This window comes from Streptomyces sp. NPDC031365, assembly GCF_055569765.1.
In genome coordinates, this window is sequence record NZ_JBVIIM010000027.1 from 41,920 (window position 1) to 59,487 (window position 17,568).

General features: G+C 72.4%; 15 protein-coding genes and 2 pseudogenes. 12 read left to right on the forward strand and 5 right to left on the reverse strand.

The window, feature by feature from the left end:
* Positions 1-176: 176 nt before the first annotated feature.
* The 5 genes from ACZ5C2_RS30370 to ACZ5C2_RS30390 all read left to right on the forward strand — a co-directional run bounded on the left by ACZ5C2_RS30370 (position 177) and on the right by ACZ5C2_RS30390 (position 7,731).
* Positions 177-2,501, forward strand: coding sequence for a lantibiotic dehydratase (locus tag ACZ5C2_RS30370; protein ID WP_468798540.1), 2,325 nt, complete (start codon positions 177-179; stop codon positions 2,499-2,501).
* On the forward strand, positions 2,501-4,003 hold the full coding sequence (locus ACZ5C2_RS30375; RefSeq protein ID WP_468798543.1) for an amino acid adenylation domain-containing protein: 1,503 nt from the start codon (positions 2,501-2,503) through the stop codon (positions 4,001-4,003). The genes ACZ5C2_RS30370 and ACZ5C2_RS30375 overlap by 1 nt, the downstream gene beginning before the upstream one ends.
* Positions 4,000-5,013 carry a threonine ammonia-lyase gene (locus tag ACZ5C2_RS30380; RefSeq protein WP_468798546.1) on the forward strand — a complete coding sequence of 338 codons (1,014 nt, stop codon included), beginning with the start codon at positions 4,000-4,002 and terminating at the stop codon, positions 5,011-5,013. Before ACZ5C2_RS30375 ends, ACZ5C2_RS30380 begins: the two co-directional genes overlap by 4 nt.
* The gene (locus ACZ5C2_RS30385; RefSeq protein WP_468798549.1) at positions 5,010-5,264 is read left to right on the forward strand and encodes an acyl carrier protein; all 255 of its coding nucleotides are present in this window, start codon (positions 5,010-5,012) and stop codon (positions 5,262-5,264) included. Before ACZ5C2_RS30380 ends, ACZ5C2_RS30385 begins: the two co-directional genes overlap by 4 nt.
* A 184-nt stretch (positions 5,265-5,448) precedes the next feature.
* Positions 5,449-7,731: a lantibiotic dehydratase gene (locus tag ACZ5C2_RS30390; RefSeq protein WP_468798552.1), complete on the forward strand. Its 2,283-nt coding sequence runs from the start codon at positions 5,449-5,451 to the stop codon at positions 7,729-7,731.
* Between the two features lie 318 nt (positions 7,732-8,049).
* On the opposite strand, the gene ACZ5C2_RS30395 is transcribed toward ACZ5C2_RS30390, so the two are convergent.
* Positions 8,050-8,487, reverse strand: coding sequence for a lysozyme family protein (locus ACZ5C2_RS30395; protein ID WP_468798716.1), 438 nt, complete (start codon positions 8,485-8,487; stop codon positions 8,050-8,052).
* A 257-nt stretch (positions 8,488-8,744) separates the two neighbouring features.
* Between ACZ5C2_RS30395 and ACZ5C2_RS30400 the strand changes: the two genes are divergently transcribed.
* On the forward strand, positions 8,745-9,086 hold the full coding sequence (locus ACZ5C2_RS30400) for an aminoglycoside adenylyltransferase domain-containing protein (RefSeq protein WP_468798719.1): 342 nt from the start codon (positions 8,745-8,747) through the stop codon (positions 9,084-9,086).
* Between the two features lie 428 nt (positions 9,087-9,514).
* On the opposite strand, the gene ACZ5C2_RS30405 is transcribed toward ACZ5C2_RS30400, so the two are convergent.
* Positions 9,515-9,946 carry a nuclear transport factor 2 family protein gene (locus ACZ5C2_RS30405; RefSeq protein ID WP_468798555.1) on the reverse strand — a complete coding sequence of 144 codons (432 nt, stop codon included), beginning with the start codon at positions 9,944-9,946 and terminating at the stop codon, positions 9,515-9,517.
* Between the two features lie 95 nt (positions 9,947-10,041).
* Between ACZ5C2_RS30405 and ACZ5C2_RS30410 the strand changes: the two genes are divergently transcribed.
* Positions 10,042-10,611 carry a PadR family transcriptional regulator gene (locus tag ACZ5C2_RS30410; RefSeq protein WP_468798558.1) on the forward strand — a complete coding sequence of 190 codons (570 nt, stop codon included), beginning with the start codon at positions 10,042-10,044 and terminating at the stop codon, positions 10,609-10,611.
* Positions 10,598-11,413, forward strand: coding sequence for an SGNH/GDSL hydrolase family protein (locus ACZ5C2_RS30415; RefSeq protein WP_468798561.1), 816 nt, complete (start codon positions 10,598-10,600; stop codon positions 11,411-11,413). Before ACZ5C2_RS30410 ends, ACZ5C2_RS30415 begins: the two co-directional genes overlap by 14 nt.
* Positions 11,414-11,743: 330 nt before the next feature.
* On the opposite strand, the gene ACZ5C2_RS30420 is transcribed toward ACZ5C2_RS30415, so the two are convergent.
* Positions 11,744-12,328, reverse strand: a complete 585-nt coding sequence (locus ACZ5C2_RS30420) for an ArsR/SmtB family transcription factor (protein WP_468798564.1) — start codon at positions 12,326-12,328, stop codon at positions 11,744-11,746.
* Between the two features lie 72 nt (positions 12,329-12,400).
* Here ACZ5C2_RS30420 and ACZ5C2_RS30425 point away from each other — a divergent pair, with 72 nt between their 5' ends.
* Complete coding sequence (locus tag ACZ5C2_RS30425) at positions 12,401-12,979, forward strand: dienelactone hydrolase family protein (RefSeq protein ID WP_468798567.1); 579 nt, start codon at positions 12,401-12,403, stop codon at positions 12,977-12,979.
* Between the two features lie 385 nt (positions 12,980-13,364).
* Positions 13,365-13,424 (forward strand): annotated as a pseudogene (locus ACZ5C2_RS30430) (hypothetical protein); the annotation flags it as partial.
* A gap of 555 nt (positions 13,425-13,979) precedes the next feature.
* On the opposite strand, the gene ACZ5C2_RS30435 reads toward ACZ5C2_RS30430, so the two are convergent.
* Positions 13,980-14,849, reverse strand: coding sequence for an alpha/beta fold hydrolase (locus ACZ5C2_RS30435; protein WP_468798570.1), 870 nt, complete (start codon positions 14,847-14,849; stop codon positions 13,980-13,982).
* Positions 14,850-15,470: 621 nt separating this feature from the next.
* Between ACZ5C2_RS30435 and ACZ5C2_RS30440 the strand changes: the two are divergent.
* Positions 15,471-15,668, forward strand: a pseudogene (locus ACZ5C2_RS30440) (DNA glycosylase AlkZ-like family protein); the annotation flags it as partial.
* 83 nt (positions 15,669-15,751) lie between these two features.
* On the opposite strand, the gene ACZ5C2_RS30445 reads toward ACZ5C2_RS30440, so the two are convergent.
* Positions 15,752-16,432 carry an NAD(P)H oxidoreductase gene (locus tag ACZ5C2_RS30445; protein WP_468798573.1) on the reverse strand — a complete coding sequence of 227 codons (681 nt, stop codon included), beginning with the start codon at positions 16,430-16,432 and terminating at the stop codon, positions 15,752-15,754.
* Between the two features lie 113 nt (positions 16,433-16,545).
* Here ACZ5C2_RS30445 and ACZ5C2_RS30450 point away from each other — a divergent pair, with 113 nt between their 5' ends.
* Positions 16,546-17,520: an AraC family transcriptional regulator gene (locus tag ACZ5C2_RS30450; RefSeq protein WP_468798576.1), complete on the forward strand. Its 975-nt coding sequence runs from the start codon at positions 16,546-16,548 to the stop codon at positions 17,518-17,520.
* The last annotated feature ends 48 nt before the right edge of the window (positions 17,521-17,568 follow it).

Below are 17,568 nucleotides of genomic sequence, written 5' to 3' on the forward strand. Positions count from 1 at the left end.
CCGCCCGCCCGGGGCAGGGACGAACGCGCCGAGCCCGTGGCGCGCGTTGCTGCCGGATCTTCTCTGGTGCCGTGCCGTCCGTCGCGGGACGGTGCTGTCCGGCCGGGGAGCCCGGCGTCCGGCCGGGCGGCCACCGCCCGGCCGGCCCGTACCCCCCTTTCCGGAAGGAGCACGTGATGTCGGACGAGCACGCACCGGTTCTGCTACCGGGCGGAGGCTGGCGGCTCTGGGAGGAGTTCGCGCTGCGCGGCCCGGGTTTCCCCGCCGACGGCGTGCTGCGCCTGGCCCCGCCCGGACTGGCCGAGGCCGCCGACAAGTTCGGCCCCGGCAGCGACCTGTCCGGACCCGAGTGGGGAGCCTTCGCCGAGGAGCTGTCGGCGGCAGCCGTCGAGACCGCCCGCCAGCTCCAGCGGATCGCCGGCCGGCCCCGCTTCCAGGCGGCCCTCGCCTGGCAGAACCCGGCAGTACTGCGCACCGGCATCGCGCCGTTCCTGCGCTGGACGCCGGGCGTGGACAAGCGCAGCAGCATGCCCCGCCAGCGCGAGGAACTGGTCGCCCACTACTGGCAGCGGTTCTGCGTGAAGAACGACACCATCGGCTTCTTCGGCCCCGTCGGCTGGGGCCGCTGGGACCCGTCCGCACCGCACGCCGTCACCGTGGACGCCGGCCGGGACTTCCTCGCCGCGCAGGAGGTCTACTTCTCCGGCTGGGCCGTCGACGCCCTGGCCAAGGTGCTCGCCGAGGACACCGAGCTGATGCGGTGGATCCCCCCGCGCCGCATGTCCTTCGTGCGCTGTGACGACGGCACGGTAAGGGTCCCGGGGCGGCCCGCCCAGCCCGTCGGGGAGCTCCAGCAGGCCGTCCTGCGGCGCTGCGACGGCACCCGGCACACGGCCGCCATCGCCGCCGACCTGGACCTGGACCCCGGCGAGGTCGCCGGCATCGTGGGAGAACTGGTCCGCCGGCGCTGGGTGGCCCAGCGCCTGGAGGTGCCCGCCGCCACCCACCCCGACCAGGCCCTGCGCCGGATCCTCGAACGCGTCCCCGACGAGCCCGCTCGCGACCGTGCCCTCACCAAACTCGCCGTGCTGGAGCGCGGCCGGGACGCCGTACGCGCCGCCGGCACCGACGCCGAGGCGCTGACCGCCGCGATCGGAGCCCTGGAGGCCGACTTCGCCGCCCTCACCGACAGCGACGCCCAGCGCGCCAAGGGCACACGCACCGCCCCGTGCCGGGGACTGGTGTACTCCGACGCCCGCCGCTCGGCCACCGCCACGGCCGGCCCCGCCCTGCTGGAGCACCTCGAACCCCTCCAGCTGTGCCTGACCGCCGCCCGCTGGATGACCAACCGCTTCGCCGACGCCATCCGGGCCCGCCTGCGCACCGTCCATGACCGCCTGAGCGCCGACGGCACACCGGTGGACCTCGCCACCCTGTGGATGCACACCCTGCCCTCCCCGCACCCCGACGCCGACGGCCTGATCGACACCGCCCAGGCCGAACTGCGCGCCAAGTGGGCCCGGATCCTCGACCTGCCGCCCGACGCCCGCCGCGTCCACCTGACCACCGCAAGCCTGGCCGACCGCGTGCGCCGTGAGTTCGCCGAGCCCGGAGACGGCTGGTCCCTCGCCCGCTACATCAGTCCCGACGTCCTGGTCGTCGCCGAGGACGCGGACGCCCTCGCCCGCGGCGACGTCGGCCTCGTCCTCGGCGAGATGCACTGCGCGCTCAACACCATGGGCGCCTCCCTCTTCGTCCACCAGCACCCGGACCGTGACCGGCTCATCGCGGAGACCACCCGCGACTTCCCCGGCCCCCGCCTGCTGCCCACACTGCCCAAGGAACTGCCCCTGCGCTGGTCCACCCGCAGCCGGCCCTCCCTGGACCGGCCCGAGGACCACTACGTCACCCTCGTCGACCAGACCGGCGACCCGCACCGCCCGAACTCCGTGCCGAGCGCCGACGTCCGCGTCGAGGACCGGGACGGCCGCCTCACCGCCGTCCTGCCCGACGGCACCGTCCACGACGTCCTCGACGCCTATGCCAACACCCTCACCCAACGCGTCATGGACCGCTTCACGCTCCGCCCGGAGGGCGAGCACACCCCGCGCATCACCATCGACCGCATGACCGTGGCCCGGGAGACCTGGCAACTGCCCGTCGGTGATGTCGACTTCGCCGACGAGAAAAATGAGGCCACCCGGTTCGTCCGCGCCCGGCACTGGCAACGCCGCCACGACCTGCCCCGCTTCGTGTTCGTCGTCTCCCCGGCCGAACCCCGCCCGTTCTACGTGGACTTCGACAGTCCCGTGTACGTCACCATCCTCGCCAAGGCGGCCCGCAGGCTCGCCCGCAAGGACCCCGGGGCCCGCCTGAAGGTCAGCGAGATGCTGCCCACCCCCGAACAGGCCTGGCTCACCGACGCCGACGGGCACCGCTACACCTCCGAACTCCGCTTCGTGGCCGTCGACCTGACCGTCACCGGCACCCAGGAGGCGTGATGGACACCGTCGCCGACGACCTCGCCGCCCACGCGGCCCGCCACCCGGCCCGCGTCGCGCTGGACACCCCCGCGGGGCAGGTCACCTACGGCGGCCTCGCCGCACGCACCGACGAACTCACCCGCCTGCTGCGTGCCCACGGAGCCCGGCCGGAGACGGTATGCGCGATCGCCGTCGAGCACGGGGCCGACGCGGTGGCCGCCATGGCCGCGGTGCTGCGCTGCGGAGCCGCCTTCCTCACCCTGGACGTCACCCAGCCACGCGACCGGCTCGCGGCCTTCGTCCGGAGCGCGGGCACCCGCCTGCTGCTGACCACCACCGCCCACATCCGCGCCCTCGGCCGGAACCCGGATCTGCCGACGCTCCTGCTGGACGATCCCGTCACTCCGCCCCACACGCCCGCGACCCCGCACGCCCGGGTCGATCCACGCGCCCTGGCCTACGTCAGCCACACCTCCGGCAGCACCGGTGACCCCAGCCCCGTCCTCGTCGAACACCACGCATTCGACGCCTACCTGCGCGACACCGCCCGCGCCTTCGGCCTCGGCCCGCACACCGTGGCCCTCCAGACGGCCCCGCTCGGCTACGACGCGTCCCTCCGGGACACCTTCGCCCCGCTGCTGGCCGGAGGGCGCCTGGTGATCGTGGAACGCTCCCGGCTGCTGCGGCCCGCCGACTTCGCCGACACCGTGCGCGCACACCGGGTGACCGCACTGCTCAGCACCACCCCCTCCTTCCTGGCCCACCTGGCCGGGCAACCGGATCTGCCCGACCCGCTGGGCGGCGTCACCCTGGTCGCCTCCAGCGGCGAGTCCCTGCGCCCCTTCCTCGCCGCCGGCGGACGGCGGTCGGTCCCGGGCACGCTCATCAACCAGTACGGCCCGACCGAGTGCACCATGACCACCACCCGTCACCGGGTCCCCGCCGAGCCGGACCCGGCGGCGGACCTGGTCGGAGCACCCCGCCCCGGCACGGTCGTCCGGGTGCTCGACGCCGACCTCGCGCCCGTCCCCGACGGCACGGTGGGCGAGGTGTACATCGGCGGCGCGGGCGTCGCCCGGGGCTACGGCGGACGCCCGGACCGTACCGCCGAGTCCTTCCTGCCCGACCCCTACGGCCCGCCAGGCGCCCGCCTCTACCGCACCGGCGACCTCGGACGGTGGGGCCCCGAGGGCCTCGCCTACGCCGGGCGCACCGACCGGCAGGTCAAGATCCGCGGCTACCGCGTGGACCCCGCCGAGATCGAGGGCGCCCTGCTCACCCACCCCCGGGTCAGCGGCGCCGTGGTCACCGCCCACACCGACGAGCGGGGACGCACGTACCTGGCGGCCCACGTCACCGGAGACCTGGCCGATACGAAGGACGCACAGCTGCGCGCCCACCTGTTCGGCTCGCTGCCGCCGCACCTGATGCCCCGGTACTTCCGGCGCCACGACACGCTGCCCACCACCCGCGGCGGCAAGACGGACCGCCGCCGGCTGGTCGCGGGGAGCACCCCGTGACCGCCACCGGCCTTCGGCCGGCCGGGACCGGCACCAGGCCCGGGCCCGCCGACGTCGCCGCGGCCGCCGCCCGCATCGCCCCACACATCCGCCATACGCCCCTGCTGAGCGGCCCGGTGCCGGCGGCACACCGCACGGAACTGCTGCTGAAGGCCGAACACCTCCAGCACGGCGGCTCGTTCAAGACACGCGGAGCCGCCAACGCCCTCCTGGCGCTCGGGGCCCAGCGGGTCGTCACCGGCTCGTCCGGCAACCACGGCATCGCCCTCGCCCGGCTCGCCCGCTCCCTCGGCATCCGCCTGACCGTCGTCCTCGCGGCGGGTGCGGACCCCGCCAAGACCGCCGCCGTCCGCGCGCTGGGCGCCGAGGTCGTCCGAGTGGGCGGGGGAGTGGCCGAGCGGGAGGAACGGGCCGTCGCGCTCGCGCGGGAGACCGGAGCCACTCTCGTGCCCTCCTCCGACCACCGTCTGGTGGTCGCCGGCCAGGGCACGGTCGGCACCGAACTCCTCGCCGACGCCCCCGAGACCGAGACGGTCTACGTTCCGACCGGCGGCGGCGGCCTCCTCGCCGGCGTCTGCGTCGCGGCCGCGGACCATCCGGTCCGGATCGTCGGCGTCGAACCGGACCGGGTCCCCCGCTACGCCCGCTCCCTGGCCGCCGGGCACCCGGTCCAACTGCCGCCCTGCGCGACCGTCGCCGACGGCCTGCGCGGCCAGCGGCCGGGACGCGTCCCCTACCCGATCATCCGTGACCGCGTCGACGACCTCATCACCGTCGACGACGACGCGATCCTCACCGCCGCCGCTCTGCTGCGCCGCCTCGGCGTCGACGCCGAGCCCAGCGGAGCCGTCGCACTGGCCGGAGCCCTGAGCGCCGGCCGCCGTGAGCGGGCCGTGGCCGTCGTCTCCGGCGGCAACACACCCGCCCGCCTGCACGCCCTGCGCCACCCGGCCACCACCGACCCCACGGAAAGCACCGTGGCAACCACCACCGAGGAGCACACGTCATGACCGAGAACGCAGCCACCGCCACCCGCACCGCCGACCTGCTCGTCGACATCTTCCGCGAGGTGCTCGGCCTGCCCGACCTGACCGAGGACACCGACTTCTACGAGGCGGGCGGCGACTCGCTCACCGCCTTCCAGATCACCGGCCGCCTCGAGGAGATCCTCGGCGCCCAGGTGCCGGTCTCCCTGGTCTTCGCCTACCCCACGCCGCGGGACCTCGCCGAGGTCGTCGACACCGACTACGGCCGTCCCTGACCCCACGGCCGCACCGCGTTCCCACCCGTCCCCGACGCCGGCGCGACCCACCCGCACCGACACCGGGAGGCGGGTGCGGGCCGCCCTCCCTCCACACCAGCCGCCGGGCAGCCTCCCGCCCACCCGGCGCGCCCCGTGCCTCTGTGCCGTTCGCCCCGTCCGCGCTCGCAAGGAGAGCCCTGCCATGACCGAAGACCTCCCGCCGTCCCTCGGCCGCTGGCGCCTGTGGGAGCAGTTCGCGCTGCGCGGCCCCGGTTTCCCCGCCGACGGGGTGCTGCGCCTGGCCCCGCCCGGACTGGCCGAAGCCGCCGACAAGTTCGACGCGGACGCCCCCCTCGACGGCGCCCGATGGGCGGACTTCTCCCGCCTCTTCGCCGATGCCGCCGTGGAGAGCGCGCACACGCTCCAGGACATCGCCCGCATGCCGTCCTTCCGGGAGGCCGTGGCCTGGCAGAACCGTCCGGTGCTCACCTCGGGCATCGCGCCGTTCCTGCGCTGGACGCCGGGCGTGGACAAGCGCAGCAGCATGCCCCGCCAGCGCGAGGAACTGGTCGCCCACTACTGGCAGCGGTTCTGCGTGAAGAACGACACCATCGGCTTCTTCGGCCCCGTCGGCTGGGGCCGCTGGGACGCCGCGACGTCCGGGGCCGCCCTCGGCACGGGATCGGGACTGGTCGCGGAGTCCACCGTCTACTGGGCGAGCTGGGGCATCGACGCACTCGCCAAAACGCTGGACGCCGACCCGGCCCTGAGGGAGTGGATCGCCCCCCGCCGGGTGCCCTTCGTCACGATGGACGGCGACCGGGTCCGCGTTCCCGGCAGACGTCCGGTTGCGGTCCCCGCCGAAACCGCGGCCGTCCTCGCCCTCTGCGACGGTGTCCGCCCGGCGCGGGAGATCACCGCCGCGCTTCCGGACCACGACGTGCCCGCCGTGCTCGCCGACCTGGTCGCGCGCCGCTGGGTGACCTGGCGCCTGGAGGTCCCTGCGGGCACTCACCCGGACCGGGACCTGCGGACCTGGCTGGCGACCGTCGGCGCGACCGGGCCCCGCCGGCGGGGGATCGCCGCGCTGGACCGGCTGGAGGAGGGGCGCGCGGCGGTGGCGGCCGCTCGCGGCGTGGACGAGCTGGCCGGCGCGATGACGGATCTGGAGCGGGACTTCACCGACCTGACCGACACCGCCGCCGTACGGGAGAAGTCCGCGTCGACCGCGCCGTGCCGGGCGCTCGTGTACCACGACGCGCGCCGGTCCGCGACGGCCCGCCTCGGCCCCGAGGTTCTTCAGGCGCTGCGCCCGCTCCGGCTGCTGATGGACAGCGCCGGATGGCTCACCTCACAACTCGCCACCGCGCTGCGGACCGGCATGCGTCCGGTGTACGAACGCCTCGCCGCCGAGGGCACGGTCGACCTGGCCGCCTTCTGGTTCGCGTGCCTGCCGGTGCTGCACGGCCCCGTGCGCGCCACCGCGGGCGAACTCCAGGAGGAGTTCGCCGCAGTCTGGCGGCGCATCCTCGCCGTCCCCGCGGGCACCCGGCGCGTGGACGTCCGCTCCGCGGACATCGAGGCGGCGGTGCGGGAGGAGTTCCCCGGATCCGGCGGCTGGACGGCGGCCCGCTACCTCAGTCCGGACATCATGATCGCCGCCGACGGCACCGAGGCGGTGGCCCGCGGCGACTTCACCCTCGTTCTCGGTGAACTCCACCTGGCCGCCAACACACTGGGCGCCTCCCTCTTCACCCACCAGCACCCCGACGTCGGCGAACTGGTCCGTCTCACCGACCGCGACCACCCCGGCCCACGCCTGCTGCCGCTGCTCCCCAAGGAGCACCGCGCACGCCTGTCCACCCGGGTCCGGCACACGCTGATACGGCCCCAGGACTACCAGGTCGCCCTCACCGACTTCACCGCCGACCCCACCCGTCCCCGGGCCGTGCGCAGCGCCGACGCGGTCGTGGAGGGGGACGGGGACGACCTCGTCGTCCGGCTGCCGGACGGCGCGCGGTTCCCGGTGACGGACGTCTTCTCGCACGTCCTGACCACCCTGTCGATGGATCTCTTCCGACTCCTGCCGCAGGACGACCACACCCCGCGCGTCACCCTGGACCGGCTGGTGGTGGCCCGGGAGACCTGGCGACTGCCCGCGGCCGAAGCCGACTTCGCCGACGACAAGGACGAGGCCCGCCGCTTCGTCCGCGCCCGCCGCTGGCGCGGCCGGCTCGGCCTGCCCCGCTACGTCTTCGTCGTCTCACCGACCGAGTCCCGGCCGTTCTACGTCGACTTCGACAGTCCTGTCTACGTCACCATCCTCGCCAAGGCGCTGCGCCGTCTGGCCCGCCGTGACCCACAGGGCACGGTCACGATCACGGAAATGCTGCCCACCCCGGAGCAGACCTGGCTCCGCGACGACGAAGGACGGCGGTACACCTCGGAACTGCGCTTCGTCGCGTTCGACACGGCGACAGGCTGACCGAGGCCGCTGCCGCGGCCGGCCGCGGTCGCCCGGGGAGCGGGTGCGTCTCGAACCGCGCCCGGAGGGAAGTAAGAGGGGGCCGCCGTCGGCGTGCGGTGGCCCTCGTGTCCACGAGTCACTTCCCCGCAGGATCCGCCGCAGTACACCGGCGGATCTCGCAGACCTGCTCCGGTTCTCGGTGCGCTTCGTGCGCTTCGTGTGCTCGTGGGCTCGTGCGCTCCGCCGGGCTCCGGCTCGGCGGCCGGCCCGGACGCCTTCTCCCCCCATCGCCGACCCAACCGAGCCGACCGGCGACGTCACCCACTCGCGGACACGCTAGCCGGTGACCGCGTCGTGCGGCTTGCCGCCGTCGGCCAGGGATGCGGCGGCTCGTTCCCGGTGGGCGCGGAAACGGCGCAGGTACGACCGCGCCATCGGACCCGGCGGGACGCCCCGGGCGAAGGCGCGCATGTTGCGCTCACCCGTGTTGTATCCGAGGGCGAGGAGTTCGTCGCGGGTGTACCGGCGTACGTGCCGCTCCGGGAGGCTCCGGTCAAGGTCCCTCAAGTGCAGGGCGGCCGTGCGGATGGCGAAGGCGGGGTCGTCGCGCAGGTCCTGCCATCGCCCCGGCAGGCCGTGCGTCCGCCGGACCCGCTCGAACGTCGCGTGGTGCATGTTGGCCACGCCGAAGGACGCCCCGGGCTTCCACCACTGCCACAACCGCTCCAGCAGGGGATGGTGCGGCTTGTACGCCTCGTTGTGGAGCACGGTCATCACGAGCAGAGGGGAAACTCCGGCCTCCCGGGCAGCGCGCGTCACGACTGCCGAGTAGTCGGCCGGCGCATACTCGCCTGGGCGCAGCGGCGGCGTCCGCGTGTCCGCGCAACCCACTGTTCGAGCCCTCTGCTTCGCCACCGGCATGGATTGTTCGGCCATGGCGATCACCTCTCCTCCGTCCTGGCCCGTCCTGGGGTGCACGTGCCCCCGCGGCCCCGTACCAATCCGGGCCGCTGAGGGAGGGGCACCTACGTCTGCGAGGGCTCCATCACCACGGCGTCCCGTACGCAGGCCACTCAAGGAGAGGCCACCTCGCTTCGTCACCACTTGGCGGGACCGGGTGGCGGTCGCGGTCGAACAGCCGCACGCCGAGATCCCGTTCCAGCGCGGCCGGCTGGGCCCTCGCCCAGCTCCCGCCCGAGCATCGCCCCGCCCTCGAGCACGCCAGGCAGCTCCATCGCGACCGCCGCCCCTCCGAGGAGAACCGGAGCGATGCGGTGCGGGCGCGGGGGCGTCCGCATGCGGACCGTGTGCTCGCCGAGATCGACCGGCTGCTCAGCCGCCCCCGCCGATGTGAGGTCCCCTCCCGGAGGTGAAACCCGACGGTCGATGAGCGGACGGCACTCGGATGCGGAGTCCTCCATGGGGACGTCGCGATCCTCGGCGCTCTGGACGCCTCCTGGGCCCTTGTGCGCCGCGCGGGGATCACGCGCGACGGGGACACCGAAGCGGTTGCTGGCACGGGTGGAGGTGTCCGGCGCCGTGGTCCGGGTCGGCGAGCGCCTCACTCCCGGCCCGGCCTGTTCCGCCTCGGATCCCGCTGGGATGCCCACTGAGCCGGCAGTACCGCCATGCCGTCGGCCGCTCGCTCGGTACGAAGGCCCTCGCCGTCGACAGCGGCTGCGTACCGTGGCCGAACCCGGCGGAGCCACGTCTCTGACCGCGGTGCTCGCCCACTGCGAGGGTGCGACCGTTGCTCGCGGACGCACGGGCCCTTGGGCCCGTCCGCGGGCTTGCGGGTCGTCTACGGACGGATGGGGGCTACAGCCAGTCCGTCCGCGGTGAGGCCGGCGAGGACGGCCTCACCGAGGGCGTGCACGGCCGACTGGGGCCGGACCATGACGGTGAACTCCTTGATCCGGCCGTCGTCGTCGAAGTGCAGCAGGTCGATGCCGTGGATCTCCTTGCCGCCCGCCCTGGCACGGAAGAGCAGCACCGCGGAGGGCGCGGTCGTGGCGTCGGCGCTGGTCTGCGCGGTGCCGGTGTGGTCGCCGATGTAACGGAAGTCCTCGAAGGTCCGCAACAGGACCCCGAAGAGCCCCATCACCGCCGGCTTGCCCTCGAAGGGCGTGAACTTCACGGGGCTGTAGAGGCGGATGTTGTCGGTGAACAGGTCGTCCAGGGCGGCGAGGTCCCGGTTGTCGACGGCTGCGCGGAAACGGTCTGCGGTGTCCACGGGGCGCACCTCCACAGTCATGAACAGGAATAGTCATCTTCATGACTATCATGGGTGGCCCGTACGGCAACAGAGGCATGTGAGGAGCCGATCCCATGGCACTACGGCACGCCGTGCTCGCGGCGCTGCTCGACGGCGAGCTCAGCGGCTACCAACTGGCCAAGGCGTTCGACATCGGCGTAGCCAACTTCTGGTACGCACAGCCGCAGCAGCTCTACTCCGAACTGACCCGGCTGGAGGAGGAAGGGCTGGTCGCCGGCCGGGAAGTCGTGCAGGAGACCCGGCCCAACAAGCGGTTGTTCCACGTCACCGACGCCGGCCTGGCAGAACTGGAGACCTTCACGGCCGCGTCCGCCAAACCGGCCTTCATCCGCGACGACCTCCTCGTCAAGGTTCAGGCCGCAGACCGCGTCGACACCGACACCCTCATCGCCCGGCTCACCGAACGCGCCCGCATCGCCCAGGCCAAGATCGACCTGTTCGGTTCCCTGCTGCTCCGCCTGCGCGGCGATCTCACGGAGGAGGAGTTCCTGCGCCACGGCGACCGGATCGGCCCGTACCTGACCTGTCTGCGTGGCGTGGCCTTCGAGCAGGAGAACCGCGACTGGTGCGCGCGCACGATCGCCGTCCTGGAAGAGAGGCGGCAGCTCCATGCCGGGCTCTGACGTGGCGTATCTCCGTTATGTCGCCCTGGGTGACAGTCAGACCGAAGGCCTGGGCGACGGTGACGAGACCGTCGGCCTGCGTGGTTTCGCTGACCGCCTCGCCGAACAGCTTGCCCGGCTCGAGCCCGGGCTCCAGTACGCCAACCTGGCCGTACGGGGTCGTGTTGCCGCACAGATCCACGCCGAACAGCTGGCGCCCGCCCTCGCGTTGCGACCCGACCTGGCCACCGTCGTCGCCGGTGTCAACGACCTCCTGCGGCCCCGCTTCGACGCCGGCCAGGTCGCCGCCCACCTGGAGACCATGTTTGCCGCGCTCACTGCCCAGGGCGTTCACGTGGCCACGATCACCATCCCTGATCCCGCGCGCATCAGCCCGCTCGCCCGCCCCCTGGTCCCACGCGTCACGGCCCTGAACCAGCACATCCGTCAGGCGGCCCGCCGCCACGGGGTCACGGTCGCCGAGACCGCGCTTCATCCGGTGGCAGGCGACTCCCGTTTGTGGAGCACCGACCGGCTTCACGCGAGCACCCTCGGCCACCAGCGCGTCGCCGCCGCTCTCGCCCACGCTCTTCACCTCCCCGGGAGCGATGACACGTGGACGCATCCTCTGCCGCCGGCTCCTCTGTCCACCGGCCGGCAGGCCACCACCGCCGAACTCCGCTGGGCGGCGGGCTTCCTCGGGCCCTGGCTCGTACGCCGTCTGAGGGGACGGTCCTCGGGAGACGGCCGCACCGCCAAACGCCCCCTCCTCCAGCCGGTACGGGCGGAGGACAGCCTTCCACCGGGGGCCGACGCACACTGACCACGCGAGCCGGCCCGGCCACCCCTGCCCCGCCCGGGGAGCGGACGGGGCAGGGGATGACGAGCACCTGGAGCGACGTCCGGTGGGACGCGGACAGCGGCAGGCGGCACGGGCTTCGCGTGCAACCATCCGCCGCCCGGCAACAGGGCGGCGTGTGTGCCTCCGGCCCCGTCCGGACAGTGGTCGGGCGGTCGGGCGGTTCACACCGGTGGCCTGCGTCCCGGCGAGGTCACGGCGAACGGGGCCGGGTGCCAGCCCCCGGCGTTCGCATGGCGTGCCGGCCGGGGGGAGGCGCTGCTCGGGGCAGGCCGGAGAGGATGAGCGGACGCCTCAGTCCTGTTCCGCGGTATCCCCGGTCGGCGGCAGGGCCGGGTAGTCGGGGATCGGATACACGCCGACGGCGAAGCCGTGAACCGTCTCACCGGTGCGCGGCAGTCTGTCGAACTCGTGGATCACCTGCTCGACGCGCTCCCAGAACTCGGCCGCCTGTTCCTCGGAGATCCGGGCCCGCCGGATGAACTGACGCAGCCGCCCGAGCTCGTGTGCCGCAGCCGATTCCCTCGCTGCCACCTCGAAGTCGTTGAAGTCGGGCGGCAGCGCTCCGCCCGCCGTCTGCCGACCGAGGCCGACGAAGAACATCCGTGCGGTGCGGCCGTAGTAGCGCTCCTCGATCGCCCGGACCCTGCGCGTCCGTACCACGCGCAGAAGGCCGGCTTTGGACAGGACCGCGACGTGATGCGCGACGGTGCTTTTCGGCCGCTTGACCGCGGCGGCGAGCTCGGTGACAGTCGCGGCGCGCTCGTGCAGCAGCCCGAGGATGGTGGTGCGCAGGGGGTCGCTGATGGCCCGCACCTGCTCGGTGGTGGTGAGCTCGATCGTCTCGTCGAGGTCGTAGTCGGGAGTGTTGCTCGACATGATGGCATTAGACTAGCATCGCCGATTGTTCGAGAAATATGGATCGTTCGATGAGTCGGAAGCAGGCATGCCATGGCCGAGGTTGTGCTGTTCCACCACGCTCAGGGGCTGACTCCCGGGGTCGAGGCTTTCGCGGTCGAACTCCGCCGGGCAGGCCATACCGTCCACGTGCCGGACCTCTACGAAGGGCGCACGTTCGACACCCTGGAGCAGGGCCTCGGCTATGCGAGCCAGACGGGGTTCGGCACCGTCATGGAGCGCGGGATCGCCGCAGTTCAGCCGCTCGGTGGCGAGGTGATCTACGCGGGTTTCTCCCTCGGCGTCATGCCGGCCCAGCGCCTGGCCCAGACGCGCGCCGGCGCCAAGGGTGCTCTGCTCTTCTGCTCCTGCTTGCCGGTGTCCGAGTTCGGTGAGGCATGGCCGGCCGACGTCCCGGTGCAGGTGCACGGGATGGAAGGTGACCCGTTCTTCGCCGACGAGGGCGACCTCGACGCCGCCAGGGAACTGACCGCCGGTGCTGACCATGCCGAACTGTTCCTCTACCCCGGCAAGCAGCACCTGTTCGCGGACTCCTCGCTGCCGTCCTACGATCGGGCTGCGGCGGAACTGTTGACCAGGCGGGTCATCGAGTTCCTGGACGGCCTGCGGTAGCAGGGGCCTCTCGTCGGGCGCGCCGGTCGATGCCGGTCGGGTTGTCTCCGCCCCTTGGTCGGTGCCGCACGGGGCGGTCGGCCCGCGGGAAGGCGAAGCGAACGGGCAGGTCGCCGGACGGGTCCGTCGGGACTGCCATTGCGTGATGCGCCTGGTCATCAGAGTGATCGCTGCCGGGAATCCGTCGGACACCGCCGCGCACACCTGAGGCGAAGGCGTGTCCGGCGTCGTCCGGTGGAGAGGCGGGGAGACCGATGGGCCGGCCTGACCCGAGCCCCTGCCGGGCCTGGGCCATGTCACCGGCGCTTCCCCGGACGTCCCTCCCCCGGCAGCCGACGCGCTCGGTCTCGTCCTCGGAGTCATACGGGCGGCGATCCTGCGGCAGTTGACCCACCGCCCCGCGGTCGGAGAGCTCGCCCGCAACCTGCACATCAGTCCCAGCACCGCCGCCTACCACTGTGATCAACTCGCCGCGGCAGGGCTACTGGAACGCGAACGGCACGGCCAGCGCGTCCGACTGCAAGCCACCACGCGAGGCATGGCTCTCCTCGAACTCCTCTCCGCCGCACCAGTTGTCCCTGGTGCTCATGCTGGTCATGGCCGGCTGTCCGGGCCGTAGCTCACCTTCAGCGAGCGATCTTGAGGTTCGTGAGGACGAGGTGGGGCTGAAGGAGGGTGGTGCGCAGATGATCGGACTTCCAGTATCGACCGCGTACGGTCGCAAGGCTCCCCACCCGCGTGCCGGCCACGGTGATGCGCGGGCTCCTCCCCGCATACCCACACCTGCACATGCGAAATGGCTCGAACCCCTGGCCCGGACGGGCGGTGGGGGGGGCGTACGCGATCCTTGGCCGGGTGGCTCCGTTGATGAGGAGGCTGCCACCGTCCGGTGCCGCACGCGCACCCGCCGCAGTGCGTGATGGGCGGGTGTTTCGAGTGTCCGAAGATCTCTGGTACTTCCCGGCGCCGCCGGTGTCGGCGTGTTCTGTCGGCGGTTGGTTCACGAGGTGCCGTCAAGGACCTCCCGCAGCCGATGCGCGAACTCGTCCGGCTTCCCCGGCCATCCGAACTCTCCGTCGCAGAAACCGCCGTGATGGCTCGGGAACACGGTCACTCGCTGCCCGAGCAGGTCGGCGGTCGCGACAGCGGTGCGTCCGGTCAGCAAGCCTTCGGACTCCTCGCCCACGGCGATCACGGTGCGGGTCGGCGCAGCGGCGATGACCTCGGCATCCGGCCGGTAGCTGCTCACCGCCCATGACCGGTCGGACAGCAGCGGATCGTCACGTGAGCCGTCGTCCTCCGTGGGCATCCCGAACGCGGCGGGATCGGCCTGCGGCTGTGCGAAGTACGCGTCGGTGAACTCTCCCGCCCACGAGGTCATGGCCACGAACGCAGCCATCCCGGCCCCCCATCCGCGCTTCTCGTAGGCCTCCCGGACTCCGGCCCGCGCCCGCACGGCCGCTGGGCCGTCCGGCGTGAGGGTGATGAGCGGCGGCTCGTGCGCGACCAGAGTGGTCACGTCTGCGGGATACTTCGCCACGACCGCGAGCGCGGTGATCGCTCCACCACTACTGGCGAACATCTCAACCGGCCCGGCCCCGAGCGCCTCGATGACGGCGTGCACGTCGTCGGCCTGCGTTTGCGGCGTGTGCTCGACTCGCCCGTCCTTACGGGTACTGCGACCGAGCCCGCGCGGGTCATAGGTGGCCACGGTCCGCTCGGGGAAGCGCGCGGCGAGCGCGGCGAAGCCGGCAGCGTCCATGGGCTGCCCGATCATGAACAACGGGGGGCGTCCATCTGTGGTCGGCAGCGGCCCGCGAACGTCATAGACGAGGTCCGCGCCGGCGGTCTGGAGTGTGTGAGTTCTCATGCTGTGCAGACCGATCCCGCCACGGAAACTCATCGGCGCGGTGAGCGTCGCTCCGCGACAGGGCTGGCTGCCTGCGCCGGCGGACGGCCGGGGACGGTGGCCTGCCGTCCTCGGCCGTCGCAGTCGTCCCGCCCCGCGACCCGACGGTCCGCCACGCGCGCCGCGGATACGGCATCCGTTGGAGGGGGCGCCAGACATCTCACCGAGATCTGTCACCCTGACGGCGTCTACGCGATCACAGATTCGGCCACCACCGACGCCACCAGCCACGACGCGAAGGCTCTGCCCGGCCTCCACACCCGGCTGAAACACCACGGGCTGCTGCCCCCCGAGCATCCGCCGACGGCGGCTGCACCTGCGCCTCGTCGACGTCACTCTCGGAGGCCGGCCTCAGCACAGCCGCGCTCCCAGAAGCCGAACTGGCCGACTTCCCCTGAGTAACGGACCGACAACACCGCCGGCGGCCCGGCCGATATCCCCGCCGGTGACTCCTCGCGCATCTGCCCGCGCCACCAGCTGCCCGCGCAGCATTTTGCTTCGCCGGAGGGGCTGAGCGGCGCGGTGAGGGTTTCTCACGGCGGTGGGCCGGTCCCTGGTCCTGCGGCGCGCAACTCCGCGCCCGAGGCGGTGGCCCACCTGTGCGGCCTGCAGGCGCAGGAACCCCAGGAACCCTTCATCGGTCTGTGGTCCCGCCTGGCCGACTTCGAACCCGAACGACTGGACGACGCGCTGACCGGCCGTACGGTGGTGCGCACCCACTTGATGCGTCGCACCGTCCACCTCGTCACCGCGGGCGACGCGCTCGCCTGGCGCGCCCGCCAAGGAGGCTTCGAGCCAGGCGGACCAGAGCGACCCGGGCGACTCAGCCTGAACGTCCTTACGGCCTTGCGGGAGCCCAGGGGTCAGGACGCCACGGTTTCCTCGGCGGCGAACTTGTCCACGAACTCCCGTGCACGACGGTCAAGAGCCCCGTACTGCGCCTCTCGCTCGGCGCCCGTGACCGCTTCGCCGACCAGGAGGCTGCCGTCGGCGTCGAGGCGCTGCGGGCGCTCCTCCGCGTCGGTGAGCAGACCGACCGTGGAACGGGAGAAGCCGCAGTAGTAGGCGATGCCGTCGCTCAGGTTGGTTTCGAGGACGCTCTGCATCCCCTCCACGACGGGATCGTCAGCAGTGGCGCCGGCGAGGCCCAGCCACAGCATGCGCTTGCCGGCGAGGCGGGGCTTGCTGCGGCCGTAGGCGAACCCGTAGTTCCATACGCGGTCGATCCACCCCTTGAGGATGGCGGGTACGTTCTGCCAGTACACCGGGAAGACAGCGACGACGACATCGGCGTCGAGGATTCGCTGCATATGGGCGTGCACCTCGTCCGAGTACGCCTTCTCCCTGTTGCCCCAGTCCGGCTGGTCCGCCACGTTCATCCGCGGGTCGAAACCCTCGGCATGCAGGTCGAGCAGGTCAACTCGGTATCCGGCGGCTTCGAGCCGGGCGGCGGCACGACCGGCCGTGTGCCCAGTGAGGGAATCGATGCGGTGGTGTGCGACGACCACGAGGGCTGTCCTGGCATGGCTGCCGTACTGCGTCACGGTGTCTCCCGGTGGGTGTCGATCGGTTCGATGAACCCAGTACAACCGCGGTGACGTGGATGATCCATGGGAGAAACGCTCCCAAGCATAGGAGATCGTCTACGGTGCCCTTCATGGATCCTCTGAGTTCGCTGTTGAGCGGAATCCGGGCCGAGGGCTCGGTCGTCAGCCGTGCCGTACTGACGGTGCCCTGGTCTATCCGCTTTGTTGATGACGCGCCGCTCATCATGATCAGCGTGCTGCGCGGTGGGGGCACCCTGCTGCTGTCCGACGGAACGGAACGAGCGGTCGGTGTGGGCGACACGGCCGTCGTCCGCGGCCCCGCACCATTCCACCTCGTGGACCATCCCCACACCCTCCACAGCGCCCACGCCGCATACGAGCTCGCCTGTTTCACCACGAACGACGAGTGCACCGCCCAGGAACTCGGAGGTATCAACTGGGACAACGACACGGATGAAGCGACCGCGCTGATCGTGGGCGCCTACCGCGCCTCGGGCCACCGCCACGAGCGGCTCCTGCGTGCCCTCCCGCCCGTCCTGGTGGTCAAGGAGGACGCAGAGGTCTGTGCCTGGCTGGAGACTGCCGCCGGCGACGCCGCCCGGCACTCGGCCGGTTCGCAGGCACTGATGGACCGGCTCCTCGACTGGGTCCTCGTCTGCACGCTGCGCAGCTGGTTGGACAAGGCGGGGGCCAACGCGCCCAGTTGGTACAGGGGCCTCGCCGACCCGATCCTCGCTCCAGCCCTGCAGTCCTTCCACGACCGGCCCGCCGAAGCCTGGACGGTGGCGTCCCTGGCTGCTCAAGCCGGCGTCTCTCGCGCGCTGTTCGCCAAGCGTTTCACCCAGCTGATGGGCCGTCCGCCCCTCTCCTACCTCACCGAATGCCGCATGGACGAGGCCGAGGCTCTTCTGTCCGACACGGACCTCGGTATCGCCCTGATCGCCAGGTCCGTTGGCTATGCCGACGCTTTCGGCTTCAGTGCCGCGTTCAAACGCCACAAGGGGCTGAGCCCCAGCACGTTCCGCTCCAGGGTGGCTGAGGCGGGTTCCAGTTCAGTCGCCTCCGGGCAGCCGGCGGTGCGGTAGGCGAGGAATCCACTGCGGGTCCGGTACCGGGTGGGAGCAGCATGTGCT

Excerpts from the sequence above, each read along its gene's own strand:
- ACZ5C2_RS30370 (WP_468798540.1), top strand. The coding sequence starts at position 177 with ATGTCGGACGAGCACGCACCGGTTCTGCTACCGGGCGGAGGCTGGCGG.
- ACZ5C2_RS30375 (WP_468798543.1), top strand. The coding sequence starts at position 2,501 with ATGGACACCGTCGCCGACGACCTCGCCGCCCACGCGGCCCGCCACCCG.
- ACZ5C2_RS30385 (WP_468798549.1), top strand. The coding sequence starts at position 5,010 with ATGACCGAGAACGCAGCCACCGCCACCCGCACCGCCGACCTGCTCGTC.
- ACZ5C2_RS30390 (WP_468798552.1), top strand. The coding sequence starts at position 5,449 with ATGACCGAAGACCTCCCGCCGTCCCTCGGCCGCTGGCGCCTGTGGGAG.
- ACZ5C2_RS30395 (WP_468798716.1), bottom strand. The coding sequence starts at position 8,487 with ATGACCGTGCTCCACAACGAGGCGTACAAGCCGCACCATCCCCTGCTG.
- ACZ5C2_RS30410 (WP_468798558.1), top strand. The coding sequence starts at position 10,042 with ATGGCACTACGGCACGCCGTGCTCGCGGCGCTGCTCGACGGCGAGCTC.
- ACZ5C2_RS30415 (WP_468798561.1), top strand. The coding sequence starts at position 10,598 with ATGCCGGGCTCTGACGTGGCGTATCTCCGTTATGTCGCCCTGGGTGAC.
- ACZ5C2_RS30420 (WP_468798564.1), bottom strand. The coding sequence starts at position 12,328 with ATGTCGAGCAACACTCCCGACTACGACCTCGACGAGACGATCGAGCTC.
- ACZ5C2_RS30425 (WP_468798567.1), top strand. The coding sequence starts at position 12,401 with ATGGCCGAGGTTGTGCTGTTCCACCACGCTCAGGGGCTGACTCCCGGG.
- ACZ5C2_RS30435 (WP_468798570.1), bottom strand. The coding sequence starts at position 14,849 with ATGAGAACTCACACACTCCAGACCGCCGGCGCGGACCTCGTCTATGAC.
- ACZ5C2_RS30450 (WP_468798576.1), top strand. The coding sequence starts at position 16,546 with ATGGATCCTCTGAGTTCGCTGTTGAGCGGAATCCGGGCCGAGGGCTCG.